This window comes from Pseudomonas sp. Pseusp21 (assembly GCF_059492145.1).
In genome coordinates this window covers 1,743,451-1,770,142 of record NZ_CP168520.1, presented here as the reverse complement: position 1 = coordinate 1,770,142, position 26,692 = coordinate 1,743,451, and the positions used below count along the sequence as shown (strand labels likewise).

The 26,692-nt window shown below is 62.8% G+C and carries 15 protein-coding genes; 11 read left to right on the top strand and 4 right to left on the bottom strand.

Annotated features, from left to right (window positions below; genetic code table 11):
* Positions 1-143 precede the first annotated feature (143 nt).
* The 4 genes from ACEN93_RS07845 to ACEN93_RS07830 all read left to right on the top strand — a co-directional run bounded on the left by ACEN93_RS07845 (position 144) and on the right by ACEN93_RS07830 (position 3,715).
* Positions 144-767 (top strand): TetR/AcrR family transcriptional regulator, encoded by a 624-nt coding sequence (locus ACEN93_RS07845; RefSeq protein ID WP_039770393.1) that lies wholly within the window; start codon positions 144-146, stop codon positions 765-767.
* Between the two features lie 91 nt (positions 768-858).
* Positions 859-1,653 carry a substrate-binding periplasmic protein gene (locus ACEN93_RS07840; protein ID WP_495611276.1) on the top strand — a complete coding sequence of 265 codons (795 nt, stop codon included), beginning with the start codon at positions 859-861 and terminating at the stop codon, positions 1,651-1,653.
* Positions 1,654-1,802: 149 nt separating this feature from the next.
* Positions 1,803-2,612, top strand: a complete 810-nt coding sequence (locus ACEN93_RS07835) for a carbohydrate binding domain-containing protein (RefSeq protein ID WP_039770391.1) — start codon at positions 1,803-1,805, stop codon at positions 2,610-2,612.
* Positions 2,613-2,701: 89 nt separating this feature from the next.
* Positions 2,702-3,715 (top strand): GNAT family N-acetyltransferase, encoded by a 1,014-nt coding sequence (locus tag ACEN93_RS07830; RefSeq protein WP_163976030.1) that lies wholly within the window; start codon positions 2,702-2,704, stop codon positions 3,713-3,715.
* 72 nt (positions 3,716-3,787) lie between these two features.
* Here the strand turns inward: ACEN93_RS07830 and ACEN93_RS07825 are convergent, their stop codons facing one another.
* Positions 3,788-4,342, bottom strand: a complete 555-nt coding sequence (locus ACEN93_RS07825; protein WP_011335256.1) for an RNA polymerase factor sigma-70 — start codon at positions 4,340-4,342, stop codon at positions 3,788-3,790.
* A gap of 380 nt (positions 4,343-4,722) precedes the next feature.
* On the opposite strand from ACEN93_RS07825, the gene ACEN93_RS07820 reads away from it, so the two are divergent.
* The gene (locus ACEN93_RS07820) at positions 4,723-17,712 is read left to right on the top strand and encodes a non-ribosomal peptide synthetase (protein ID WP_495611275.1); all 12,990 of its coding nucleotides are present in this window, start codon (positions 4,723-4,725) and stop codon (positions 17,710-17,712) included.
* Positions 17,713-17,871: 159 nt separating this feature from the next.
* Positions 17,872-18,684 (top strand): alpha/beta fold hydrolase, encoded by an 813-nt coding sequence (locus tag ACEN93_RS07815; RefSeq protein WP_074687936.1) that lies wholly within the window; start codon positions 17,872-17,874, stop codon positions 18,682-18,684.
* A 31-nt stretch (positions 18,685-18,715) separates the two neighbouring features.
* On the opposite strand, the gene dsbG is transcribed toward ACEN93_RS07815, so the two are convergent.
* From dsbG to dsbD, 3 genes are read right to left on the bottom strand one after another with little or no spacing between them, the layout of a single operon-like run.
* Entirely contained in the window at positions 18,716-19,486 is a 771-nt protein-coding gene (gene dsbG / locus ACEN93_RS07810) for a thiol:disulfide interchange protein DsbG (protein ID WP_074687934.1), read from the bottom strand.
* Positions 19,462-20,334, bottom strand: coding sequence for a TlpA disulfide reductase family protein (locus ACEN93_RS07805; protein ID WP_074687932.1), 873 nt, complete (start codon positions 20,332-20,334; stop codon positions 19,462-19,464). Before ACEN93_RS07805 ends, dsbG begins: the two co-directional genes overlap by 25 nt.
* The gene (gene dsbD, locus ACEN93_RS07800; protein ID WP_495611274.1) at positions 20,334-22,064 is read right to left on the bottom strand and encodes a protein-disulfide reductase DsbD; all 1,731 of its coding nucleotides are present in this window, start codon (positions 22,062-22,064) and stop codon (positions 20,334-20,336) included. The genes ACEN93_RS07805 and dsbD overlap by 1 nt, the downstream gene beginning before the upstream one ends.
* Positions 22,065-22,217: 153 nt before the next feature.
* Here dsbD and ACEN93_RS07795 point away from each other — a divergent pair, with 153 nt between their 5' ends.
* The 5 genes from ACEN93_RS07795 to ACEN93_RS07775 all read left to right on the top strand — a co-directional run bounded on the left by ACEN93_RS07795 (position 22,218) and on the right by ACEN93_RS07775 (position 26,675).
* Complete coding sequence (locus ACEN93_RS07795; RefSeq protein ID WP_011335250.1) at positions 22,218-22,898, top strand: response regulator; 681 nt, start codon at positions 22,218-22,220, stop codon at positions 22,896-22,898.
* Complete coding sequence (locus ACEN93_RS07790) at positions 22,898-24,220, top strand: ATP-binding protein (RefSeq protein WP_103386324.1); 1,323 nt, start codon at positions 22,898-22,900, stop codon at positions 24,218-24,220. The genes ACEN93_RS07795 and ACEN93_RS07790 overlap by 1 nt, the downstream gene beginning before the upstream one ends.
* 107 nt (positions 24,221-24,327) lie before the next feature.
* Positions 24,328-24,813, top strand: a complete 486-nt coding sequence (locus ACEN93_RS07785; protein WP_285413665.1) for a GNAT family N-acetyltransferase — start codon at positions 24,328-24,330, stop codon at positions 24,811-24,813.
* Between the two features lie 142 nt (positions 24,814-24,955).
* A complete protein-coding gene (locus ACEN93_RS07780; protein WP_074687924.1) occupies positions 24,956-26,368 on the top strand; it encodes an aspartate aminotransferase family protein in 1,413 nt (470 codons plus the stop codon).
* An 82-nt stretch (positions 26,369-26,450) separates the two neighbouring features.
* Positions 26,451-26,675 (top strand): MbtH family protein, encoded by a 225-nt coding sequence (locus ACEN93_RS07775; protein WP_038364139.1) that lies wholly within the window; start codon positions 26,451-26,453, stop codon positions 26,673-26,675.
* The last annotated feature ends 17 nt before the right edge of the window (positions 26,676-26,692 follow it).

The following is a 26,692-nucleotide window of genomic DNA, read 5'->3' as shown; positions in this document are numbered from 1 at the left end:
CAAGCGCTTGGTTTGTAAACAGCTGAAATTATCTTCTGCCCAAGCGCTTGCTTGGTCACCGCCGGCGGCTTAAATTGCCCGCGCAACCCCGCCGTTTCTGCGGCGTGCGGCGCATTTGACTGATCGACTGTAGGAGAGAACGGGTGGACGAGCAAAAAGCCCTGAGGGTCATGCGTGAACTGGTCGATGCCGGCCAGCTGACCGATCCGGACAGCGCTCGCGGCAAATTGCTGCAAGTGGCGGCCCACCTGTTCCGCAACAAAGGCTACGAGCGCACCACCGTGCGCGATCTGGCCGGTGCCGTGGGGATCCAGTCCGGCAGCATCTTTCATCACTTCAAGAGCAAGGATGAAATCCTGCGGGCGGTGATGGAGGAAACCATCCGCTACAACACCGCGCTGATGCGCGCAGCCCTTGCCGATGCCGCCGATGTGCGTGAGCGGGTGCTGGCGCTGATCCGCTGCGAATTGCAGTCGATCATGGGCGGCAGCGGCGAGGCGATGGCGGTGCTGGTGTATGAGTGGCGCTCGCTGTCCGAAGACGGTCAGACCAAAGTGCTGGCGCTGCGCGACATCTACGAAGACCTCTGGCTGCAAGTGCTGGGCGAAGCCAAAGAGGCGGGGTTCATCCGTGGCGACGTGTTCATTACCCGACGTTTTCTCACGGGCGCATTGTCCTGGACCACCACATGGTTCCGTGCCGGCGGCAGTCTGAGTCTGGATCAACTGGCCGAAGAGGCGCTGATTCTGGTGCTCGAAGAGCGCTAGGCGCTTTCTATCGGGTCGGGAAACTGGCTAACTTGGCGAAACCGCCTAGCTTGAATGCAATGATCGGTACTTTTTCGGGGAGTGGGGTGTTTTGAAGTCTTCGCCAATTCGGACGGCCGCCGGGCTGATGCTCGCAGCGCTGGCTGCATTATGGGTATTGCCTGCTCCGGCGGCGCAAGTGGTTCGGGTGGGCGCGGCGCATTTTCCGCCCTACACCATTCGCCCGGAAAATGGCGCCGACACCGGCCTGCTGCCCGAGTTGGTCGCGGCTTTGAACAGCGCTCAGAGCGACTATCGCTTCGAACTGGTGCCCACCTCGATTCCTCGCCGGTTCGGCGATTTCAAGGACAGCCGCACTGACATGGCGATCTTCGAAAACCCTGAGTGGGGCTGGAAAGACATTCCCCACATCACCGTCGACATGGGGCTTGAGGACGCAGAGATTTTCGTCGCCCAGAACAAGCCCGGTCGCCAGCAGAATTACTTCGCTGATCTCAAGGGCAAACGGCTGGCGCTGTACAGCGGCTATCACTACGAATTCGCCAACTTCAACGCCGATCCCAAGTACCTCGCTGAAACCTACAGCGCCACACTGACCTATTCCCACGACAGCAACCTGCTGATGGTCTTGCGCGGGCGCGCGGACATTGCGTTGGTGACCCGCTCGTACCTGTTCGATTACCTGCTGCGCAACGAAAAGGTGCGCGACGAGTTGCTGGTGTCCCAGCGCATCGACCAGATCTACCACCATTACGCGATTCTCAGTCCGAAAGCGCCAATCACCGGTGAGGCGTTCGGCAAGTTGCTGCAAGGGCTGCGCGACAGTGGGCAGATGCTGAAGATCTTCGATCCGTACAAGATTGCGGTGGTGCCGGTCCCTAAATAGCCAGTGCACTGCGATCGCAGGGACTGCCGTTTATCGGTTTTGCGTTGTCACCTGTCAGATCTGACAGTAGACGGCCCGTGTCTGCCGGGGGTTTGATTCCTGTCAGGTTCTACTCGTTGTGAGGAGGACCCCACACAGAGGAATACCTCATGCCGGCCCCATATCCTGTTTCCCTGCATTGCGTGCCCACGCCCGTAGCCGAACAAGCTGTCGGCGATGTCCTGACTCTGAACAGGCCTGAGGAATCGACCGGTGTGAAGGTTGAAGTCTCGCGATGGCCGTTCATGACCGAGAACCAATTGGCGACATTGCATGCCTGTGGGCAGAACACGGATGGCACTGCGCTGATGTTGTGCGTCGCTGATGCCGAGCCAGTTACTCGGAAAGAGTATGAAGAGGGCTGGCATAGAACGATTGAGTGGAGTTATCTGCAGGATCTGAAACACAACAGCCATCTGGTGTTTGTTTTTCAGGTCGCATTGAATAGTGTTGGCTGTGATTGCCCACTGTTGTTTCCGCCACTGAGTCTTCAGATACGGGAGCCCATCGATGATATGACTACATTCGAAAATGGTGACTGGAACAATTGGGAGGTTGGTTCGGACATGCGTCTGGGAGATGTGATTCTGAGGAATGGAATTCTGATTTCGGATACCGCGTCTAAGCCCGCTGGCGAGCTCCTTGTTAAGAAGTTAACCGGTCTCGCAGTAGGTCACAGGTATGATTTCAGCTTGTCGGTAAGACGTAGAAATAGCATCGCACCTGTCCCTATCCTGTCACTTGAAGCCGGTTCTAATTCGGTGACAGAACAGACTCCCTTCGCTCTGACAAGTTGGCAAATTCTTTCCGGTACTTTTGTCGCGACAGAGCAAGATACGACGCTTCGGGTAAAAAGTTATGCATCCGGCAATGATGGAAACGATTTCGAAATCGACAACATTCGCGTCAGAGAGCTGTGAGTCGTCTGATTTCAATCGCAAAGACTAAATTTTCATAAACGGCTCACGTCCCATCGTTGAACTGTCGACGATTATCGTGAGCCCGACCCATGTCCAATCTGAATGACCTGACTGCCCTGGCCTTGCCTTCGGGCAGTCAACTGATAGCCGATGCCACTGAAAGCCGTCTGAGCCTGAGCCTGGACGGGCAACCGCTGATTCGCCTGCGCCTCGATCGTGAAGGCCGGGGGCCGATCCAGATCGATGAACGCTTTGCATTGCCACCAGGCCAGGCGCTGTGGGCCGCCTGCTATTGGCTGTTTGCCCGGGATCCGGCGCGCCAGCAATTGATCTGGCAACTGGATCAGCCGCCGACCGAAGCCTTGCTCAGCGGTTTGCTGGTGAGTACTGAAGTGGCGGGTGAATATCGCTGCGAGCGCACGCTGTTCTGGCAACTGCCGCAACCCTGGCTTGGGGCTTCGCTGACTGGCAGCTACCCGCAGCAGATGGTCATCAGCAACGGCAAACGCCATCCGCTGCGACCGGTGAAACCGAGGGGTGAGGTTTATCGGCGTTTCGATGCGCGTCTCGGTGCGTGGATTTCCCTGCGTACGGTTGAGATCGAGCAGGATCTTGCGCGTTTCAATCGCTGGCAGAACAGTCCGCGAGTCGCCAGTTTCTGGCAGGAGGAGGGCAGCCTCGAGCAGCATCGCGAGTACCTGAGCAAGCTCGAGGCCGATCCGCACACGCTGACGTTGATTGGCTGTTTCGACGACCAGCCGTTCGCTTATTTCGAAGCCTACTGGGCCAAGGAAGATCGCATCGCGCCGTTCTACGATGCTGACAATTACGACCGCGGCATCCACATGCTGGTCGGGGAAGAAAACCATCGCGGGCCGCACAAAGTGGCGAGCTGGCTGTCGGCGTTGGTGCACTACCTGTTCCTGGATGATCCTCGCACTCAGCGAGTGGTCGCCGAACCGCGCGCCGACAACGCGAAGATGATCGGCCATATGCACAACCAGTGCTTCCACTGCGAGAAGGAATTCGACTTCCCGCACAAGCGCGCGGCGCTGATGATTCTCGGTCGCGAGCGGTTCTTCGACCGGTGCACGCTGGTGTGACATTGCGCTGAAAACAAAAAAGATCGCAGCTCTTCGACGAAGGCTGCGATCTTTTTTTGCGACCGGTTTTTATCAGCGACGGTTTGCGGTCACTGCATCAGCGCGACTGCTCGAGACCTTGCGGCAGTGCACCAGCGCATCACGAATCATGAAGTTGACCAGGGTCGGCGAAACGCCGAGTTCCTTGGCGATGTCCTTCTGCGGCACGCCGTGCAGACGGTACATCTCGAACGCATAGCGGGTGCGGACCGGCAGCTCGGTCAGCGCGTCGGCGATGTGTTCCAGGGTCGAGAAGTTGATGTGTGAGGTTTCCGGCGAGGCGCCCTGAATGACCACGTTCAACCCTTCCTCCTCGGGGCCGGCGTACTTCTGCTCCAGCGCCTGCTTGCGGTAGTGATCGATGGCCAGATTGCGCACGATCTGGAACAGATAACTCAGCTGGGCCTTGATCGACGACGTGATCGGCGGCGCCGATTGCAGTCGGAAGAACGCATCCTGCACCACATCTTCGGCGCGTGACCGGCAGCCGGTAATGCGGGCTGCAATCTTGACCAGAATCAGTCGATTGTCGACGAATGCCTGAAGTAGCGGTGAATCGCACCTGCTTGTGGATACTTGTTCCGTCATGGAAATCACCTTGCTGCCAATAGGTTAGTGGGACGCCTGGGGGACGGGGCCGTCCTACACATCGAGCGACAAATTATGTTGAATGATAATGATTGTCAATTGAGAAAGAGAACTAATGATCCATAACAGTGCTATCTGAGAACTGCGACACGCCGCCGCACTCGCCCAAGCGCCCAGCCCCGTTGGCGATCCAGCCTGCCGACTAATTATTTCAAGACGTCATCCGTTCTCATTGGTGAATGGCTCCGGGTGCGCAGCTCCGGACCTACCGCATTCCAATGCCTTGCACGGTCGGCGAAGACCGTGTCCCGCATGCCTTGCACGGGCATGCCGCAGCCAACCCGATTCCACCAGCAAGCCGAATTCAGGCAGGAAACCTCATGACCGACGCGTTCGAACTCCCCAGCACCCTGGTCCAAGCCCTTCAGCGCCGTGCGGCCCTGACGCCGGATCGGCTGGCCCTGCGCTTTCTCGCTGAAACCGAGGAGCAGGCTGTGGTGCTCAGTTATCGCGAACTCGATCAACGCGCACGCGCCATCGCCGCCGCGTTGCAGACCGAGGCCGGATTCGGTGATCGCGCGGTATTGCTGTTCCCGAGCGGTCCGGATTACGTCGCGGCGTTCTTCGGTTGCCTGTACGCGGGCGTGATCGCGGTGCCGGCTTACCCGCCGGAGTCCGCCAAGCGTCACCATCAGGAACGCCTGCTGTCGATCATCGCCGACGCCGAGCCGCGCCTGCTGCTGACCAGCGACGCCCTGCAGCAAATCGAAGGCGCGCCGCCGCTGTTGTGCGTCGATACCCTCGACGCTTCGCTGGCCGAGCGTTGGGTCGAGCCGGCCCTTCCGACAGACCATATTGCTTTCCTGCAATACACCTCCGGCTCCACCGCGCTGCCCAAAGGCGTGCAGGTCAGCCACGGCAATCTGGTGGCCAACGAACTGCTGATCCGCCACGGTTTCGGTATCGACGTAAACCCCGACGACGTGATCGTCAGCTGGCTGCCGCTGTACCACGACATGGGCCTGATCGGCGGTCTGCTGCAACCGATCTTCAGTGGCGTGCCGTGCATCCTGATGTCGCCGGCGTACTTTCTCGGCCGGCCGTTGCGCTGGCTTGAAGCGATCAGCCAATACGGCGGCACCATCAGCGGCGGGCCGGACTTTGCCTATCGTCTGTGCAGTGAGCGGGTCAGCGAATCGGCGCTGGAACGCCTCGACCTGAGCCGTTGGCGCGTCGCCTATTCCGGCTCCGAGCCGATCCGTCTCGACACCCTAGAACGCTTCGCGGAGAAATTCACCGCGTGCGGTTTTTGCGAAGACAGCTTCATGGCCTCCTACGGTCTGGCCGAAGCGACCCTGTTCGTCGCCGGCACACCGCGTGGCAAAGGGATTCCTGCACTGCGCGTCGACGATCAAGCCCTGGCGCAGAACCGTGCCGAGCCGGGCGAGGGCAGCCCGATAATGAGCTGCGGCATCAGCCAGCCGGAACATGCGGTGCTGATTGTCGAGCCGAACACCCTTGAAGAACTGGCCGACAACGCCGTGGGTGAAGTCTGGGCTGCCGGCCCGAGCATCGCCCTCGGCTACTGGCGCAACCCCGAGGCGACGGCCAAGACCTTCGTCCAGCACGCGGGCCAGACCTGGCTGCGCACCGGTGACCTGGGCTTCATTCGCGACGGTGAACTGTTCATCACCGGTCGCCTGAAAGACATGCTGATCGTGCGCGGCCACAATCTCTATCCGCAGGACCTCGAAAAGACGGTCGAGAACGAAGTGGAGGTGGTGCGCAAGGGCCGTGTCGCGGCGTTCGCGGTCAATCAGAATGGCGAGGAGGGCATCGGCATCGCGGCGGAAATCAGCCGCAGCGTGCAGAAAATCCTCCCGCCTGAAGCGCTGATCAAAGCCATTCGCCAGGCCGTGGCCGAGGCGTATCAGGAAGCACCGAGCGTGGTTGTGCTGCTCAATCCGGGCGCGTTGCCGAAAACTTCCAGCGGCAAGCTGCAACGTTCGGCCTGCCGCAATCGTCTGGCTGATGGCAGCCTCGACAGCTACGCCGTATTCCCCTCAGCCACTGCTGAAACCGCTCAGGACTCGACCGCGTCCGCCTCCGAACTGGAAGCGTTGATCGGCAAAGTCTGGGCCGAGCAACTCAACGTCAAACAGGTCAACGCCGACGATCATTTCTTCCTGCTCGGCGGCAACTCGATCGCCGCCGCCCAGGTGATCGCCAAGGTCCGCGAAGAACTGAGCCTGGAGCTGAACCTGCGCCTGCTGTTCGAAGCACCGACCCTGTCCGCGTTCGCCGCAGCCGTGGCACAGCAGCAACAGGACGGCGGCAGCGCCCAAGGCGAAATCACCGCACTGTCGCGCAACGAAGCCTTGCCGCAATCCCTGGCGCAAAACCGACTATGGATCACCTGGCAGCTCGATCCACAAAGCAGCGCCTACAACATTCCCGGTGCCTTGCGTCTGCGTGGTGAACTGGACGAAGACGCATTGCGCGCCAGTTTCCAGCAACTGATCGAACGCCACGAATCCCTGCGCACGCGCTTCTTCGAACGCGACGGAGTAGCGCTGCAACAGGTCGAGGCAGCGGGGGAGTTCAACCTGCAACTGATCGACATCAGCGACCTGCCGGCTAGTGAGCGTGAAGCCCGCGCACAACAGATCCGCGAAGACGAAGCCCGCACGCAGTTCGACTTGGAGAAAGGCCCGCTGCTGTGGGTGACGCTGGTGCGCCTCGAAGACGAAGATCACCAGTTGCTGGTGACCCTGCACCACATCATCGCCGACGGCTGGTCGCTGAACGTGCTGATCGACGAGTTCTCGCGTCTGTACGCCGCCGCGTCCCAAGGCCAGCGCGCGGAACTGGCGCCGCTGCCAACCCAATACGCCGACTACGGTAGCTGGCAGCGCCAATGGTTGGCGCAGGGCGAGGGCGAGCGGCAACTGGCGTACTGGAAAGCGCAGTTGGGCGATGAGCATCCGACTCTGGAACTGGCGACCGACCATCCGCGTTCTGCCAAACAAATTCACAGCGCCGCACGCCACAGCGTTCGTCTGGGGATGAGCCTCAGCGACGCGATCCGCCAGACGGCACAGGCTTATCAGTCCACCCCGTTCATGCTGCTGCTCTCGGCGTTCCAGAGCCTGTTGCATCGCTACAGCGGCCAGCGCGACATCCGCATCGGTGTGCCCAACGCCAACCGTCCGCGTCTGGAAACCCAGGGCCTGATCGGCTTCTTCATCAACACTCAGGTGCTGCGTGCCGACGTCGATTCACGACTGCCGTTCACCGAACTGCTGGCGCAAACCCGTCAGGCGGTACTCGGTGCCCAGGCGAATCAGGACCTGCCGTTCGAACAACTGCTGGAAGCCTTCCCGCAGGCCCGCGAACAAGGCCTGTTCCAGGTCATGTTCAACCACCAGCAACGCGACCTGAGTGCGCTCAAACGTCTACCGGGCCTGCTCGCCGAAGAACTGTCGTGGCACAGCCGCGAGGCCAAGTTCGATCTGCAACTGCACAGTGAAGAAGACCGCAACGGTCGCCTGACGCTGTCCTTCGACTACGCCGATGAGCTGTTCGACGCGGCAACCATCGAGCGCCTCGCCGAGCATTTCAGCAACCTGCTGCGTGCTGTCTGCGAACGTCCGCAACAATCCATCGGCGATCTGCAACTGCTGACCGCCGCCGAAAATACTCAGCAAAGCGAATGGAGCATCGCTCCGTGCACCCCGGCGCAACAATGGCTGCCGGAGCTACTGAATGAACAGGCCCGTCAGACCCCGGAACGCACGGCATTGGTGTGGGACGGCGGCAGCCTCGACTTCGCCGAACTGCACGCGCAGGCCAACCGTCTGGCCCATTACCTGCGCGACAAAGGCGTCGGCCCGGACGTCTGCGTGGCCATCGCCGCCGAGCGTTCGCCGCAACTGCTGATCGGGCTGCTGGCGATCATCAAGGCTGGTGGCGCCTACGTGCCGCTGGACCCGGATTACCCGGCCGAGCGTCTGGCCTACATGCTCAGCGACAGCGGCGTCGAACTGCTGCTGACCCAGACGGCATTGCTCGACCGCTTGCCGGCCAGCGAAGGCGTCAGCGTGATCGCCATGGACACCCTGCACCTGGAGAACTGGCCGAGCCAGGCACCGGGTCTGCATCTGCACGGCGACAATCTCGCCTACGTGATTTACACCTCCGGCTCCACCGGGCAGCCGAAAGGTGTGGGCAACACGCATGCGGCGCTGGCCGAGCGCCTGCAATGGATGCAAAACACCTATCGCCTGAACGACACCGACGTGTTGATGCAAAAGGCACCGATCAGTTTCGACGTGTCGGTGTGGGAATGCTTCTGGCCGCTGATCACCGGTGCGCGCCTGCTGATCGCCGGCCCCGGCGAACACCGCGATCCGCACCGCATCGCGCAGCTGGTTCAGCAGTACGGCGTGACCACGCTGCACTTCGTGCCGCCGCTGCTTTCGCTGTTCATCGACGAACCGTTGAGTGCCGAATGCACCAGCCTGCGCCGCGTGTTCTCCGGCGGTGAAGCGCTGCCGGCGGAACTGCGCAACCGCGTGTTGGCGCAACTGCCGGCGGTGCAGCTGCACAATCGTTACGGCCCGACCGAAACCGCGATCAACGTCACTCACTGGCATTGCAGCGTGGCGGATGGCGAGCGTTCGCCGATTGGCCGTCCGCTGGGCAACGTCGTTTGCCGGGTGCTCGACAGCGATCTCAATCCAGTGCCGGCCGGTGTGCCGGGTGAACTGTGCATCAGCGGCATCGGTCTGGCTCGTGGTTACCTCGGCCGTCCGGCGCTGACGGCCGAGCGTTTCGTGGTCGATCCGCTGGGCGAGCAGGGCGCGCGTCTGTACCGCACCGGTGACCGCGCACTCTGGACGAACGATGGCGTGATCGAATACCTCGGCCGTCTCGATCAGCAGATCAAACTGCGTGGCTTCCGCGTCGAGCCGGAAGAAATCGAAGCCCGTTTGCTCACTCAGGATGGCGTCGCTCAGGCCGCCGTGCTGGTGCGTGAAACCGTCGCCGGCCCGCAACTGATCGGCTACTTCACCGCCACCGACACCAGTGAAGATCAAGACGGGCAAATCGCTCGCCTGAAAACCGCACTGGTCGCCGAGCTGCCGGAATACATGGTCCCGGCGCAACTGATGCGTCTGGACGCAATGCCCCTGAGCCCGAGCGGCAAACTCGACCGCCGCGCCTTGCCCGAGCCGCAATGGCAGGTGCGCGAACACGTCGAGCCGGTTACCGAGCTGGAACAACAAATCGCCGCCATCTGGCGTGAAGTGCTGGGCTTGAAACAGGTCGGCCTGCGCGACGACTTCTTCGCCCTCGGCGGTCACTCGCTGCTGGCCACGCAAATCATCTCCCGCACCCGTCAGGCCTGTGACGTCGAGCTGCCGTTGCGTGCCTTGTTCGAACACAGCGAGCTCGGTGATTTTGCCGAGCAGATCCGCCAGATCCAGGCCAGCGGTCGCACCAACAAACAGCCGCCGATCAACAAGGTTGATCGCAGCCAACCGGTGCCGCTGTCCTACTCGCAACAGCGCATGTGGTTCCTCTGGCAGATGGAGCCGGACAGCCCGGCGTACAACGTCGGCGGCATGGCGCGCCTGCGTGGCGTGCTGGATGTCGGGCGTTTCGAGGCCGCGCTGCAAGCGTTGATCCTGCGTCACGAAACCCTGCGTACCACGTTCCCGAGCGTCGATGGCGTGGCCCGTCAGCAAGTGCATGCCGAGACCGGCGTGCGCATGGGCTGGAAGGATTTCTCGAAACTCGCCGCCGATGTGCGCGAGCAGAAGGTCCAGCAACTGGCCGACGACGAAGCGCACCTGCCGTTCGATCTGGAAACCGGTCCGCTGCTGCGCGCCTGCCTGGTCAAGACCGCCGAGCAGGAGCATTACTTCGTCCTGACCCTGCACCACATCGTTACCGAAGGCTGGGCGATGGACATCTTCGCCCGTGAGCTCAGCGCATTGTACGAAGCGTTCGTCGATGACCGCGAATCGCCGCTGGAACCGCTGCCTGTGCAGTACCTCGACTACAGCGTGTGGCAGCGCAACTGGCTGGAATCCGGTGAGCGTCAGCGTCAGCTCGACTACTGGACCGCACAACTGGGCCGCGAACATCCGCTGCTGGAACTGCCGGGCGACCGTCCGCGTCCGCCGGTGCAAAGTCATCAGGGCGAGCTGTTCCGTTTCGACCTCAGCGACGATCTCGCCGCGCGGGTGCGGGCCTTCAACGCGCAGAACGGTCTGACCCTGTTCATGACCATGACTGCTGCACTCGCGACCTTGCTTTACCGCTACAGCGGCCAGACCGATCTGCGGATCGGCGCGCCGGTGGCCAACCGGATCCGCCCGGAAAGCGAAGGTCTGATCGGTGCGTTCCTCAACACCCAGGTGCTGCGTTGCCAGCTCGACGGCCAGATGTCGGTCGGCGAATTGTTCGAGCAGGTGCGCCACACCGTGATCGAAGGTCAGTCCCATCAGGACCTGCCGTTCGACCATCTGGTTGAAGCGTTGCAGCCACCGCGCAGTGCCGCGTACAACCCGTTGTTCCAGGTGATGTGCAACGTGCAGCGCTGGGAGTTCCAGCAGAGCCGCATGCTCGCCGGCATGACCGTCGAGTACCTTGCCAACGATGCGCGGGCGACCAAGTTTGACCTCAACCTGGAGGTCACCGACCTCGACCATCGCCTTGGTTGCTGCCTGACCTACAGCACCGATCTGTTCGACGAGCCGACGATTGCGCGCATGGCCAGGCACTGGCGCAACCTGCTGGAAGCGCTGATCGCCGACCCGCAGCAACGCCTCAGCGAATTGCCACTGCTCGATGCGCCTGAGCAACAGCAATTGCTCGACAGCCTTGGCGTCGAGCCGGGCGAGCGTCGTCTCGACCAGTGCATTCATCATCTGTTCGCCGAGCAGGCGCTGGCGCGCAAAGATGCGCCGGCCCTGACTTTCGCCGGGCAGACCCTCAGCTACGCCGAACTCGACGCTCGCGCCAATCGCCTGGCCTGGGCCCTGCGTGAGCGCGGTGTCGGCCCGCAAGTGCGGGTCGGTCTGGCGCTGGAGCGTTCGCTGGAAATGGTCGTCGGCCTGCTGGCGATCCTCAAGGCCGGCGGCGCCTACGTGCCGCTGGACCCGGAGTACCCGCTCGACCGTTTGCATTACATGATCGAAGACAGCCGCGTCGGCCTGCTGCTCAGCGACCGGGCGATGTTCAAAGCCCTCGGCAAACTGCCGGCGAACGTGGCGCGCTGGTGCCTGGAGGATGACAGCGCCGCGCTGGCCGATTATCCGGCCACCGAGCTGCCCTTTATCAGCCTGCCGCAGCATCAGGCGTACCTGATCTACACCTCGGGTTCCACCGGCAAGCCGAAAGGCGTGGTGGTGTCCCACGGGGAAATCGCCATGCACTGCCAGGCGGTGATCGAACGCTTCGGCATGCGTCCGGACGACTGCGAACTGCACTTCTATTCGATCAACTTCGACGCCGCCACCGAGCGTCTGCTGGTGCCGCTGCTCAGCGGTGCGCAGTTGGTGCTGCGTGCGCAAGGTCAGTGGGACGCGGAAGAAATCTGCGGCCTGATCCGTGAACACCGGATCAATATTCTCGGTTTCACCCCGAGCTACGGCAGCCAGTTGGCACAATTCCTCGCGACGCAAAACGAGGTTTTGCCGGTGCGGATGATCATCACCGGCGGCGAAGCACTGACTGGCGAACACCTGCAACGGATTCGCGCAGCGTTCAAGCCGAGTCTGTTCTTCAACGCTTACGGCCCCACCGAAACCGTGGTCATGCCGCTGGCCAGCCTTGCGCCGGAAGTGCTGGAAGAGGGCGCCGGCAGTGTGCCGATCGGTAGCGTGATCGGTGAACGCGTGGCCTACATTCTCGACGCCGATCTGGCCCTGGTGCCGCAAGGCGCGACCGGTGAATTGTTCGTCGGCGGAGCCGGTCTGGCGGTGGGGTATCACGAGCGTGCAGGCATCACTGCCGAACGTTTCGTCGCCGACCCGTTTGCCGCCGCTGGCGGGCGCATGTACCGCACCGGCGACCTGGTGCGCCAGCGCGCCGACGGTCTGGTGGAATACCTGGGGCGGATCGACCATCAGGTGAAGATCCGTGGTTTTCGCATCGAGCTGGGCGAGATCGAAACTCGCCTGCTCGATCACGACTCGATCCGCGAAGCCGTCGTGCTGGCGCTGGATGCCCCGAGCGGCAAGCAACTGGTCGGCTATCTCGTGACCGAGGTCGCTTCGCGAAGCGAAGCCGAGCAGGCCGAACTGCGCGACGCGCTGAAGGCGCACCTGAAGACGCAATTGCCGGATTACATGGTGCCGACGCATCTGATTCTGCTGGCGAGCATGCCGCTGACCGCCAACGGCAAGCTCGATCGCCGCGCCTTGCCGGCGCCGGATCCGGAGCTCAATCGTCAGGATTACGTGGCGCCGAGCAACGAGCTGGAGCAGACCCTGGCGCAGATCTGGTGCGAGGTGCTCAACGTCGAGCAGGTCGGTCTCAACGACAACTTCTTCGAGCTGGGCGGCGACTCGATCCTGTCGATTCAAGTGGTCAGCCGTGCGCGTCAGCAAGGCATTCACTTCAGCCCGCGTGACCTGTTCCAGCACCAGACCGTGCAGACCCTGGCGGCTGTTGCCAGCCGCAGTGAAACCGTGACCGCCGAGCAAGGTCTGGTGACGGGCGAATCGCGTCTGACACCGATCCAGCACTGGTTCTTCGACACCGAGATTCCCGAGCGTCAGCACTGGAACCAGGCGTTGCTGCTGGAGCCGACGGTGGCGCTGGAACCGCACCGTCTGGAACAGGCGTTGCTGGCCGTGATCGAGCAGCACGATGCCCTGCGTCTGCGCTTCAGCGAGGTCAACGGCGCATGGCAGGCGACCCATCAACCGGTGACCGATGCCGCCGTGCTGTGGCAGGTTCGCGTGCCGTCGATGGACAAGTGCGCGGCGCTGTTCGCCGATGCCCAGCGCAGCCTCGACCTTGCCCAAGGCCCGCTGCTGCGCGCAGTTTTGGTCGATGGGCCGGACGCTCAGCAACGACTGTTCATCGCGATCCATCACTTGGTCGTCGACGGTGTGTCGTGGCGCGTTCTGCTCGACGATCTGCAAACCGTGTATCGCCAGCTCGACGCCGATCAGTCGGTGAAACTGCCGGCCAAAACCAGTGCCTTCAAGGACTGGGCGGCGCGTTTGCAGGCTTACGCCGGCAGCGAATCCCTGCGTGAAGAACTGAGCTGGTGGCAAGCGCAACTGGCCGGTCCGACTGCCGATTTGCCGTGCGAACGTCCTGAGGGCGGTCGCGAGAATCGCCATGCGCAAACCGTCAGCGTGCGTCTGGATGCCGAGCGCACCAAGCAACTGCTGCAACAGGCACCGAGCGCCTATCGCACGCAGGTCAACGACCTGTTGCTGACTGCGCTGGCCCGCGTGCTGTGCCGCTGGAGCGGTCAGCCGTCGGCACTGATTCAACTGGAAGGTCACGGCCGCGAAACCCTGTTCGACGAGATCGACCTGACCCGCACCGTCGGCTGGTTCACCAGCGCTTATCCGCTGCGCCTGACCCCGCACAATATCGAAGAGGCTGCGGGGCAGGGCGCTTCGATCAAGGCGATCAAGGAGCAACTGCGCGCCGTGCCGCACAAAGGTCTCGGTTATGGCGTGCTGCGTTATCTGGCCGATGACGCCAGCCGTCAGAGCATGGCGGCGTTGCCGAATGCGCCGATTACCTTCAACTACCTCGGCCAGTTCGACCAGAGTTTCGGCAGCAACGCGCTGTTCCGGCCACTGGATGAGTCGGTCGGCGCCGCCCACGATCCGCACGCACCGTTGCCGAACGAGTTGAGTGTCGACAGTCAGGTGTATGGCGGGGAACTGCTGCTGCGCTGGACCTTCAGCGCCGAACGCTACGACGCGCAGACCATCAACGAGCTGGCCGATGCCTACGTCGGCGAGTTGCAGAGCCTGATCGAACATTGCCTGCAGGACGAGGCCGGTGGCCTGACGCCGTCGGACTTCCCGCTGGCGAAACTGACCCAGGCGCAACTTGACGCACTGCCGGTGCCGGCGGCGCACATTGAAGACGTGTACCCGCTGACGCCGATGCAAGAAGGCATGCTGTTGCACACCTTGCTCGAGCCGGGCACCGGTCTGTACTACATGCAGGATCGCTACCGGATCAACAGCGAACTCGATCCCGAGCGTTTCGCCCAGGCGTGGCAAGCGGTGGTCGCCCGTCACGAAGCGCTCCGTGCCTCGTTCTGCTGGAACGTCGGCGAAGACATGCTGCAAGTGATTCATACGCCGGGGCGCACGCCGATCGAGTACCTGGACTGGAGCGCCATCGCTGACGCCGAGCAAGAGCCGAAACTGCAAGCGCTGCTCAAGGCCGAGCGCGAGGCCGGGTTCGATCTGCTCAATCAGGCACCGTTCCACCTGCGTCTGATCAAGGTCGGCGCGGCGCGTTACTGGTTCATGATGAGCAACCACCACATCCTCATCGATGCCTGGTGCCGCTCGCTGCTGATGAACGATTTCTTCGAGATCTACACGGCCCTCGGCGAAGGTCGCGAAGCACAATTGGCGGTGCCGCCGCGTTATCGCGATTACATCGGCTGGCTGCAACGCCAGAGCCTGGCCGAAGCGCGTCAGTGGTGGCAGCAGAACCTGCAAGGGTTCGAGCGCACCACGCCGATCCCGAGCGACCGTCCGTTCCTGCGTGAACACGCCGGCGAAAGCGGCGGCATGATCGTCGGTGACCGCTACACCCGACTGAATGTCGAGGACGGCGCCCGTCTGCGTGAGCTGGCCCAGGCCCATCAACTGACCATCAACACCTTCGCCCAGGCGGCGTGGGCACTGGTGCTGCGCCGCATGAGCGGTGATCGCGACGTGCTGTTCGGCGTGACCGTGGCCGGACGCCCGGTGGAGATGCCGGAGATGCAACGCACCGTCGGCCTGTTCATCAACAGCATCGCGCTGCGGGTGCAGATCCCGGCGGACGATCAGCGTGTCAGCGTGCGCCAGTGGTTGAGCGGTCTGCTCGACAGCAACATGCAACTGCGCGAGTACGAATACCTGCCGCTGGTGAACATTCAGGAGCAGAGCGAACTGCCGAAAGGCCAGCCGCTGTTCGACAGCCTGTTCGTGTTCGAAAACGCCCCGGTGGAAGTCTCGGTGCTGGACCGTGCGCAGAGCCTCAACGCGACCTCGGACTCGGGCCGTACCCACACCAACTTCCCGCTGACCGCCGTTTGCTATCCGGGTGATGACCTCGGTCTGCATCTGTCCTACGACCAGCGTTACTTCGACGAGTCGACCATCGAGCGCATGCTCGCTGAGTTCAAGCGTCTGTTGCTGGCGCTGGTCGATGGCTTCCATGGCGACATGGCCGACCTGCCGCTGCTGGGCCATGAGGAACAGGACTTCCTGCTCCACGGCTGCAACCAGAGTGAGCACGACTATCCGCTGGAGCAGAGCTACGTCGAGCTGTTCGAAGCCCAGGTCGCCGCGCATCCGCAACGCATCGCCGCCAGTTGCCTCGATCAGCAACTGAGCTATGCCGAGCTGAACCGGAACGCCAACCGTCTCGGTCATGCACTGGTCGCGGCCGGGGTGCAGATGGATCAACCGGTGGCGCTGCTGGGCGAACGTAATCTCGATCTGCTGGGCATGATCATCGGCAGCTTCAAGGCCGGTGCCGGTTACCTGCCGCTGGATCCGGGCCTGCCGAGCCAGCGTCTGCAACGCATTATCGAGCTCAGTCGCACTCCTGTTTTGGTGTGCACCGAGGCTTGCCGTGAACAGGCGACGACCTTGCTGGATGAGTTCAGCTGCGCCAACCGCCCACGCTTGCTGGTGTGGGAAGAGGTTCAGGCCGGTGCGGTATCGTCGGCGAATCCGGGCCTCTTCAGCGGCCCGGACAATCTGGCCTACGTGATCTACACCTCGGGCTCCACCGGGTTGCCGAAAGGCGTGATGGTCGAACAGCGCGGCATGCTCAACAACCAGTTGAGCAAGGTGCCGTACCTGAACCTGAGTGACGCCGATGTGATCGCCCAGACCGCTTCGCAAAGCTTCGACATTTCGGTCTGGCAATTCCTCGCCGCGCCGCTGTTCGGGGCGCGGGTGGACATCGTGCCGAACACCATCGCCCACGATCCGCAAGGCTTGCTGGTGCATGTGCAACAGCAGGGCATCACCGTGCTGGAAAGCGTACCGTCGCTGATCCAGGGCATGCTCGCTTCGGATCGTCTGAGCCTCGACGGGCTGCGCTGGATGTTGCCGACCGGTGAAGCAATGCCGCCGGAACTGGCGCACCAATGGCTGCTGCGTTATCCGGAGATAGGTCTGGTCAACGCCTATGGCCCGGCGGAGTGCTCGGACGACGTGGCGTTCTTCCGTGTCGACCTGGCCTCGACTCGCGGCAGTTACCTGCCGATCGGTACGCCGACCGACAACAATTTGCTGTACCTGCTCGATGGCGCGCTGGAGCTGGTGCCGCTGGGTGCGGTGGGTGAGTTGTGCGTGGCGGGCACCGGGGTCGGTCGTGGTTATGTCAGCGATCCGCTGCGCACCGCGCCGGTGTTTGTGCCGAATCCGTTCGGTGCGCCGGGCGAGCGTCTGTACCGCACCGGCGACCTGGCGCGTCGTCGCAGTGACGGGGTGCTGGAGTACGTCGGTCGGGTCGACCATCAAGTGAAGATCCGCGGTTACCGGATCGAACTGGGTGAAATCGAGGCGCGTCTGCACGAGCAACCGGAAGTCCGTGACGGCGCGGTTGGCGTGCAGGAAGGCGTCAATGGTAAGCATCTGGTCGGCTACCTGGTGGCCGCGGATTCCGCACTGAATCAGAGCGAACGCCTGGAGCGGATCAAGCAGCGCCTGCGCGCCGAACTGCCGGAATACATGGTGCCGCTGCACTGGTTGTGGCTCGACCGGTTGCCGCTCAACGCCAACGGCAAACTCGATCGCAAGGCCCTGCCGGCGCTGGAGATCGGCCAGTTGCAGAGCCAGGATTACCTGGCGCCGCGCAGCGAACTGGAACACACCCTGGCCGATATCTGGGCCGAGGTGCTGAAGGTCGAGAAGGTCGGGGTACGCGACAACTTCTTCGAACTCGGTGGCCACTCGTTGCTGGCCACGCAGATTGCCTCGCGGGTGCAGAAAGCCTTGCAGCGGGATGTGCCGCTGCGAGCGATGTTCGAGTGCAGCACCGTGGAGGAACTGGCCGGGTACATCGAAGGACTGGCGGCCAGCGACATTACCGAGGAGAAGGTTGATCGTCTCAATGACCTGATGGCAGAGCTGGAAGGCTTGTAGTTTTCAGCGTCTGTACCGGCCTCATCGCTGGCTTGCCAGCGATGGCGTCGGTGCGTTCAACGCAATTGCGTCTGTGCATGGATGTACGTTTGTATAGTTGACGATCGAGATCCGGCAGCCCAGTCTGCCGGTTCTCTTTTTTTGTCGCGGGGGTGATCGATGGCTTTCTTCGAAGTTGACGGACAGGCGCTTCACTACATTGATCAAGGCACGGGCCCGGCGGTGCTGCTGGCTGGCAGCTACCTGTGGGACCAGGCCATGTGGGCCCCGCAGATTGCTGCACTGTCGGCGAACTACCGGGTGATTGCCCTGGATCTGTGGGGCCATGGTGAATCCGGTCGTTTGCCGCAAGGCACCGCTTCGCTGGACGACATCGCCCGTCAGGCACAGGCGTTGCTCGATCATCTGGACATCGACCGGGTGACCCTGGTCGGGCTGTCGGTTGGCGGCATGTGGGGTGTGCGCCTGGCACTGTCGGCGCCGCAGCGGCTCAACGGTCTGGTGCTGATGGACACTTACGTCGGCGTCGAGCCGGAGCCGACCCGTCAGTACTATTTCTCGCTGTTCAAACAGATCGAGGAAAGCGGCGGGATCTCCGAGCAACTGCTGGATATCGTGGTGCCGATCTTCTTCCGCCCGGGCATCGATCGGGCGTCGGCGCTGTATCAGGATTTCCGCGCAAAACTCGCCGGCTATTCCGCCGAACGCCTGCGCGACAGCATCGTGCCGATGGGGCGCATCACCTTTGGCCGTGACGATCTGTTGCCGCGTCTGGGCGAGCTGAATGCGGCGACCACGCTGGTGGTCTGTGGCGATCAGGACAAACCACGTCCGCCGTCGGAAGCACGGGAAATGGCTGAGCTGATTGGCTGTCCGTGTGTGCTGGTGCCGGAGGCGGGGCATATCTCCAATCTGGAGAATCCGTCGTTCGTGACCGACACGCTGCTGAAGTTTCTGACTGAGCTGAAGTAACGAAAACGCCCACGCATTGCGTGGGCGTTTTTTATTTCGGGCCGAGAATCTTCGCCAGCTTGTCCGGCGTCGGTGCACCTTGCTGCTGTTGCAGCTCGCTTTTGTCGTCCATGTAGAAGATCGCCGGGGTGGCCTGCAAGTCCAGGTCTTCCATCAACTGCATGTTCGCCGCGAGTCTGGTCTGCACGGCGACCGGAATGTCCTTCAAGGCCTTGAGGGTGCTGGCCTTGCCGGCCTTCTCGTGATCTTCCAGGGCTTTGCTCGGATCCTTGGCGGCGAGCAGGGCGGCGGCTTTGGCCGGGCTGTCTTCGCGGATGATGCCGACCATGATGTGTCGCAGCTGCACCTTGCCGGCCTTGACCCATGGGCGGGCCTGTTCCCAGAACATGTTGCAGTACGGGCAGTTCGGGTCGCTGAACAGGTACACGGTGCGCGGGGCATCCTTGTCGCCGTCCTGAATCCAGTTGCTCGCTTCGAACTTGGCCCAGATTTCCTTGGCCATCGGCGCGTAGACCAGTTTTTGCAGTGGCGCGCTGCTCAAGTCGTTGCCGTCGGCGTCGTACAGGTTGCCCAGCAGCACGTGCTTGCCGTCCGGCGTCAGGTACAGCGCCATACCGCGGTTCTGGTATTGCGCGGCGTAACCGCGCAAGCCGTCCGGCGCGTCGAACTGGCCGACGATCCTGGCGCCCTTGGCTTCGATCTTCTTGATCGCTTCAGGCAGTTCTTCAGCAGCCTGGACCGACGGCAAGTGCAGCAGGGCGGCGCCCAGGGTCAGCGTCAGCAGGTGGCGGAGGCGGGGCATGGCAGTTTCCTTGAAGAAGAGGTGGCCGGATTCAGGCTGGATGCCGGGGTGTCGAAGCTTTCCAGAGCACGGGCCAGGCTGGCGTTGGACAATTCGCCCAAATGGCTGCCCAGCAGGCGACCGTCCGGGCTATAGAACAGCGTAGTCGGCAGGGCCATGGAGCCCACGGCCTGGCCGAGGCGTCCGCTGCGGTCGAACAGCACGTTGTTCAGGCTCAAACCCTGGGTTTCGAGAAACGTGGCGACGCTTTGCATGCTTTCGGCCTGGTTGACGAACAGGAATGTCAGGTCCGGGCGTTGTTGCTGGGCGTTTTCCAGCACCGGCATTTCCCGGCGGCACGGCGGACACCAGGTGGCCCACAGATTGATCACCAGCGGCCCGCCCTGATAGTCGGTGAGTTTCACGGTTTCCCCGGCGGCGTTGCGCAGAGTGATGTCCGGCAGGCGCGTGCCTTGCTCGTAGATATTCAGCGACAGGGTCGCCAGCACCCAGAACGCCACACCGCTGACCACACCGAAACCCAGCGGTCGACGCAAACCCGGCCGGCGCCAGCCGCGATAGAGTGCCGCGAGCAACAGCACGATCACCCCCGGCCAGGCGAGAAAACCGCCGTCGCGCAGGTCGATGATCTGCCACAGATCGTTGCGATAGTGGCCCCAGTACACAGCGACAAACGCAATGCGCGCCGCCAGCATGCCGAGCAGAAACAGGCTGAACAGCGCCGACTCGGGGTTGTCACCGCCGCGCTTGGCCACCCGCCAGCCGACGAAGGTCGCCAGCGCCAGCGCGCTGATCAGCAGCAGGTGGTTGAGGGCGATGGCAAAGGTGCCGAGGGTGAAGGTCAGCATTAACGGGCGTCTCGGGTGGTGGTCCAGCGTTGCAGGAAAGTATCGGCATCGACCTCGCCGGTGATGCGCTGGCTGCGGCGCTCTTCACCGTCGGCGCCGATCCACACGAAACTCGGTGGCCCCGGCACTTTATAACGGCCGAGCAGTTCGCGGCTGGCGGCATTGTCGGCGGTGACGTCGAGCCGTAGCAAGCGCACATCGCTCAGGGCCTGCATCACCCGTGCCTGGCCGAACACCTGTTTCTCCATGATTTTGCACGACGTGCACCAGTCGGCGTAGTAATCGAGCAACACCCACTGGCCTTGCGCTTTGGCGGCGTCGAGCTCGCGCTGCAGGGCAGCGGGATCCTTGATCGTCGTGAAGGCTTCGTGGCCGCTGGGCGCCGCAGATCCGACGCGGCCGGCGCTGTACACCTGCAACGGCTGATACGGATCGTCACTGCCACCCGCCGCCCCGACCACCAGCAGACTGCCCCACAGGCCCAGCAACAGCGAACCGGCACCGAACAGTTGCGCCACGCGACCAAAGCCCTCGGACTGTTTCCAGGCACTGTAAGCGGCGATCAACAGCAGCGCGCCGCACAGACCCAGCCACAGCGACGGATCCAGCACCGGGCGCAGCATCAGCAGCGCGGTGGCAAGGAACAGGAAACCGAACACGCCCTTGAGCAGGTTCATCCACGCGCCGGGCTTGGGCAGGAAGCGATTGCCGACCGTCACCAGCAACAACAGCGGGACGCCGATGCCGATGCCCAGAGCAAACAGGATCAGACCGCCGTGCAGCGCGTTGCCACTTTGCGCGATGTAGAGCAGGGCGCCGGCCAGCGGCGCGGTCATGCACGGGCCGACCAGCAGACCGGACAGCGCGCCCAATACGCCGGCGCCGATCAGGCTGCCGCCGCGCTGGCTGCGCGAGGCGTGTTCCAGTCGATCTCGCAGGGCCACCGGCAATTGCAGTTCGAAGAAGCCGAACATCGGCAGCGCCAGAACCACAAACACTGCCGCGAACGTCCCGAGCAGCCACGGGTTCTGCAACCACGCCTGCAGGTTGGCACCCAGCAGCGCGGCAATGACGCCCATCGCCGCATACACCAAAGCCATGCAAACCACATAACTGCCGGCCAGCGCGAAACCGCGACGCGGCGTGGCGCCGCTGCCCACGACCATGCCCGCCAGAATCGGCAGCATCGGCAACGAGCACGGCGCAAACGCCAGCAGCAGACCGAGACCGAAGAACACCAGCAGACTCCAGCCCAGCGAATGCTGTTGCAGACCGCTGGCCAGTGCCTGATCCGGCGCCTCATCTGTCGTTGCTGCGGCTTTGCCGCCGAGGTCGATCACTCGGGTCTGCGGGGGATAGCAAAGACCGGCGTCGGCACAGCCCTGATAACTGACCTTGATCTGGCCCTGGGCGGCAGGCGGGATTTTCAGCTCGAGGCCCTGACGATAAACCGGTTGCTCGCCGAAATACTCGTCGCTGTGGGACTCGCCTTCGGGCAGGGCCGGGACGCTTTCCGTCGCCAGCCCGTCGAATTTCAGACGCTTCTGATACAGGTAATAGCCATCGGCGATTTGCCAGAACAGCTGGGTCTCGCCGGAATCCAGACGCTCCGAGGTCAGCACGAACGCCTTGTCGACCGGCAAAAACTCCGGTTTTGACGCAAAAGGATCATTCCCTGCCTGGGCCAGACTCGAAATCAACAGTGCAAAAAACAGCAAAAACTGACGCATGGAGGAGCCTTGTCCCTGTGCAATTGAGGGGCACAATGGGCGGCGGCGATTAACCGATGATTAACCGCGACGCCCTTGTCGCGGTGGCGTTCGGGGCATAATGTCGGCTTAATCGGCCAGCGGCCTAATCAGCACTTTTCCACGGGACTCACCATGCACGTACTGGTTTGCGAAGACGATGAGTTGATCGCCAGCGGGATCGTCGCCGGGCTGACGGCGCAGGGCCTGACCGTCGAGCACGTCAACACCGCCTCCAAGGCACGGGCGATCCTCAAGGTTGCCGAATTCGACGTGATGGTGCTCGATCTCGGCCTGCCGGACGAAGATGGCCTCAAGTTGCTGCAACAACTGCGTCAGCAAGGCCTGGAGATTCCGGTGCTGATCCTGACGGCGCGTGATTCGGTCACCGACCGTGTCGACGGTCTGCAGTCCGGTGCCGACGACTACCTGCTCAAGCCATTCGACCTGCGCGAGTTGTTCGCCCGCCTGCAAACCCTGCTGCGCCGGGTGGCCGGACGCAGCGTCAATCTGATCGAACACGGCGCGCTGACTTACGATCCGAGCAGTCGCGAAACCACCCTGGCGGGGCGTCCGGTGGATCTGTCGCGGCGCGAGCAGTCGTTGTTGCAAGCCTTGCTGCACAACCGTGGCCGGGTGCTGTCCACCGAGCAGTTGAAGGACAGCGTCTATGGTTTCAACGATGAACTGGAGAGCAACGCGCTCAACGTGCACATCCATCACCTGCGCAGCAAGCTGGGCAAAGGCATCGTCGAAACCGTACGCGGTCTGGGCTATCGCCTGGGCCCGGCCGATGGCGGAGAACCCGACAAGTGATGAGCCTGCGCCTGCGCCTGAGCCTGACCCTCGGCGCCGCATTCGCGCTGATCTGGGCATTGGCGGCCGCCTGGATGCTCAGCGACCTGCGCAACCAGATGATGTTTTCCCTCGACCAGCGCCTGGTGGCGTCGGCGCGGATGGTCGCCGGGTTGCTGGAACAATTGCCGGCTGTCCCGAGCAAAGGCGAGGGCACTCATTTCAGCGCCGAGCAGTTGAACATTCCCGGCGGCATGGCCTGTCAGGTCAGCTCGCTGCGCGGGGAAATCCTCGCACGCAGCCACAACAACCCGGAACAGGCGCTGGAAGCCCAGAAAATGGGCTTCCACGATCAAATGATCGACGGTGCGCCATGGCGCAGCTTCACCCTGGCTCGGGGCGATGTGCGGATCACCACCGCCGACCGGGTGATCGAGCGTGAAGCCCTGAACATGTCGATTCTGCTGGCGGCCTCGGTGCCGGTCGGCGTGGCGTTGCTTGGCTGCCTGTGCCTGTTGTGGCTGGGGATCGGCCAGGGGTTGGCGCCGCTCAACCGCTTGCGTGAAGCCTTGATGCGCCGCAACGCCGACTCGCTGGAGCCGCTGCAGTTGCAGTCATTCCCCAGCGAACTGAAACCGCTGCTGGAAACCCAGAATCAGCTGTTCCAGCGCATCGGCAAGACCATCGAGCGCGAGCGTCGCCTGACCGGCGATGCCGCCCACGAACTGCGCAGCCCGCTGACGGCGATCAAGACCCACCTGCAAGTGGCGCGCATGACCGATGGCAGCGCCCGCGATCAGTCTCTGGCCCGGGCCGAGGAGGGTGCCGACCGCCTGCATCGGACCCTTGAGCAGTTACTGTTGCTGGCGCGGGTCGAAGGCAGTCTGTCGTTCGACGACGGTGTGCAGTGCAGCGCCGAGCAGGTAGCGAAACTGGCGATCCAGGACTCGGCCGGCGACCAGCGCCAGCGGATAAGACTGCACCTGCCCGAGCGTTTGTCCGAAGCTCCACTGCAAATGCCGGCCGTGCTGTCGATCGCGGCCCTGCGCAATCTGCTTGACAATGCCCTGCGTCATACGCCGACGGACGGCGCGGTGGATCTGAGCCTGGATACTACCGCCAATCGCGTGCGTTTCGTGGTGCGCGACCATGGGCCGGGGATTGCCCCGGACGATCTGCAACACCTGACCCAGCGCTTCTGGCGCAACGGCCAGAGCACCGGCTGCGGACTGGGGCTGGCGATTGTCCAGGCGATCGTTCAGCGCTGCGCCTGCACCCTGCATTTCGACAGCCGTCCGGATGGTTTGCGGGTCGAGCTGAGCATGCCGCTGCAACCGGTCTGACAGTTTGCCGGGCACATCAAATGTAACCTCTCTCCATTAGTCATCCGCCGGCCGCGACGTTATTGTCGCCCCAGCCTTTGACTCAATGGATTGAGGGAAACAGCGCCATGGAAGCACCCATTCACATCTGTCCCGCCACCCCCGCCGACGCCGGCGTCATCAGCCGGATTCTCGAACGCTCGATCCGCGTCGGTTGCGCGCTTGACCATCGCAACGATCCACAACTGGTCGATCGCTGGGTCCGCCGACAATCGGCGGAGCACATCAGCGCGTGGCTCGCCGATCCCCGTCATTATCTGAATATTGCGCTGTTGCAGGACAAACCGGTTGGCGTCGGCATGGCCGCGGCCAATGGCGAGATCACGTTCTGTCATGTGCAGCCGGAGTGGTTTCGTCGCGGTGCGGGTCGCGCATTGATGGGCGATCTCGAAGGCTGGTTGAGAATTCGTGGCCAGCCTCGCGTCAGGCTCGCCAGCACGCGAACCGGCGAGGCGTTCTATCGGCGTCTGGGTTATCGCGAAGCGGCGTCTCCCTTTGCACATCACGGCATTTTGGCCCTGCCGATGCACAAGGCGCTGGCATTGTCGGCCTGACATTCGATCAAGGGTGTAAATCCTCGACACGCTGGTGCGTTTCCAGAACAGGAAAACCTGCATGTGCGCCCCGCGACCGGAACGCGCACCTGCCCGGTGTGCAGTTTTGGTCACTATCCATAGCGTATTGAGGGGTCGAAAGATGTCAGTCGCCACCAGCCTTATCGAAGAGCCGTCGGCCCGGATCGCCTCCGCGTCGGCTGAAACGCTGTATCAGTTCAATGAGTCGCCGTTGCTGGCCCGTCAGAGCCAGCAGGAATCCAATGCTCGCAGCTACCCGCGCCGGATTCCCCTGGCGCTCAAGCGCGCCAAAGGCCTGTACGTCGAAGACGTCGAGGGCCGCAGCTTCATCGATTGCCTGGCCGGCGCCGGCACCCTCGCGCTGGGGCATAACCATCCGGTAGTGATCGAGGCCATTCAGCAGGTACTGGCCGATGAGTTGCCACTGCACACCCTGGATCTGACCACGCCGGTGAAAGACCAGTTCGTGCAGGACCTGTTCGGCCTGCTGCCTCCGGCATTGGCCAAGGAAGCGAAAATCCAGTTCTGCGGCCCGACCGGCACCGACGCCGTGGAAGCCGCGCTGAAACTGGTGCGCACCGCCACCGGGCGCAGCACCGTGCTGTCGTTCTCCGGCGGTTACCACGGCATGAGCCAGGGCGCCTTGAGCCTGATGGGCAGCCTGGGGCCGAAAAAACCGTTGGGCGCATTGCTCAGCAACGGCGTGCAATTCATGCCGTTCCCTTACGACTACCGTTGCCCGTTCGGCCTCGGTGGCGCGGCCGGTGTGAAAGCCAACCTGAGCTACCTGGAAAACCTGCTCAATGATCCAGAGGCTGGCGTGCAATTGCCGGCAGCGGTGATCGTCGAAGCGGTGCAGGGCGAGGGCGGCGTGATCCCGGCGGACATCGAGTGGCTGCGTGGTTTGCGCCGCATCACCGAAAAGGCCGGTGTTGCACTGATCGTCGACGAAATCCAGAGCGGTTTCGCCCGCACCGGCAAGATGTTTGCCTTCGAACACGCCGGCATCACGCCGGATGTGGTGGTGCTGTCCAAGGCCATTGGCGGCAGCCTGCCGCTGGCCGTGGTGGTTTATCGCGACTGGCTCGACACCTGGCAACCGGGCGCTCACGCCGGTACGTTCCGTGGCAACCAGATGGCGATGGCCGCCGGCTCCGCGGTGATGCGTTACCTGGTCGAGCACAAGGTCTGCGAACACGTTGCCGCCATGGGCGAACGCCTGAGCGAACACCTGCGCATTTTGCAGCGCGATTTCCCGCAACTGGGCGACATTCGTGGTCGTGGCCTGATGCTCGGTGTCGAACTGGTCGATCCGAACGGCGCACCGGATGCGCTGGGGCATCCACCGACCTTCGCACGTCTGGCGCCGCTGGTTCAGCGCGAATGTCTCAAGCGTGGGCTGATTCTGGAGCTGGGCGGGCGGCATGGTGCGGTGGTGCGATTCCTGCCGCCGCTGGTGATCACCGCCGCGGAAATCGACCGCGTCGCCGAGATCTTCGGCCGTGCGTTGAGCGCCGCGACCGCCGGCCTGTAAATTTTTCGCCGCGTCGAACGTTCTTTCTACATACCCGGCTGCACCGTCGTGCAGCCCACCCTTACAGCGATGGAGACACAGCATGACGTCAGTATTCGACCGCGAGGACATCCTCTTTCAAGTCGTGGTCAACCACGAAGAGCAGTACTCGATCTGGCCGGACTACAAGGCCGTGCCGCAAGGCTGGCGCACCGTTGGCAAGAGCGGCCTGAAGAAGGAATGTCTGGCCTACATCGAAGAAGTCTGGACCGACATGCGTCCTCTGAGCCTGCGCCAGAAGATGGAAGCGCAAGCGGCTGCCCAGTAAGGCGCCGGACAAAAAGA

What these genes read in the sequence shown, in the direction of transcription:
- ACEN93_RS07780 (WP_074687924.1), top strand. Translation starts at nt 24,956, where the DNA reads ATGTCAGTCGCCACCAGCCTTATCGAAGAGCCGTCGGCCCGGATCGCC.
- ACEN93_RS07785 (WP_285413665.1), top strand. Translation starts at nt 24,328, where the DNA reads ATGGAAGCACCCATTCACATCTGTCCCGCCACCCCCGCCGACGCCGGC.
- ACEN93_RS07790 (WP_103386324.1), top strand. Translation starts at nt 22,898, where the DNA reads ATGAGCCTGCGCCTGCGCCTGAGCCTGACCCTCGGCGCCGCATTCGCG.
- ACEN93_RS07815 (WP_074687936.1), top strand. Translation starts at nt 17,872, where the DNA reads ATGGCTTTCTTCGAAGTTGACGGACAGGCGCTTCACTACATTGATCAA.
- ACEN93_RS07775 (WP_038364139.1), top strand. Translation starts at nt 26,451, where the DNA reads ATGACGTCAGTATTCGACCGCGAGGACATCCTCTTTCAAGTCGTGGTC.
- dsbD (WP_495611274.1), bottom strand. Translation starts at nt 22,064, where the DNA reads ATGCGTCAGTTTTTGCTGTTTTTTGCACTGTTGATTTCGAGTCTGGCC.
- dsbG (WP_074687934.1), bottom strand. Translation starts at nt 19,486, where the DNA reads ATGCCCCGCCTCCGCCACCTGCTGACGCTGACCCTGGGCGCCGCCCTG.
- ACEN93_RS07795 (WP_011335250.1), top strand. Translation starts at nt 22,218, where the DNA reads ATGCACGTACTGGTTTGCGAAGACGATGAGTTGATCGCCAGCGGGATC.
- ACEN93_RS07805 (WP_074687932.1), bottom strand. Translation starts at nt 20,334, where the DNA reads ATGCTGACCTTCACCCTCGGCACCTTTGCCATCGCCCTCAACCACCTG.
- ACEN93_RS07820 (WP_495611275.1), top strand. Translation starts at nt 4,723, where the DNA reads ATGACCGACGCGTTCGAACTCCCCAGCACCCTGGTCCAAGCCCTTCAG.
- ACEN93_RS07825 (WP_011335256.1), bottom strand. Translation starts at nt 4,342, where the DNA reads ATGACGGAACAAGTATCCACAAGCAGGTGCGATTCACCGCTACTTCAG.
- ACEN93_RS07830 (WP_163976030.1), top strand. Translation starts at nt 2,702, where the DNA reads ATGTCCAATCTGAATGACCTGACTGCCCTGGCCTTGCCTTCGGGCAGT.
- ACEN93_RS07835 (WP_039770391.1), top strand. Translation starts at nt 1,803, where the DNA reads ATGCCGGCCCCATATCCTGTTTCCCTGCATTGCGTGCCCACGCCCGTA.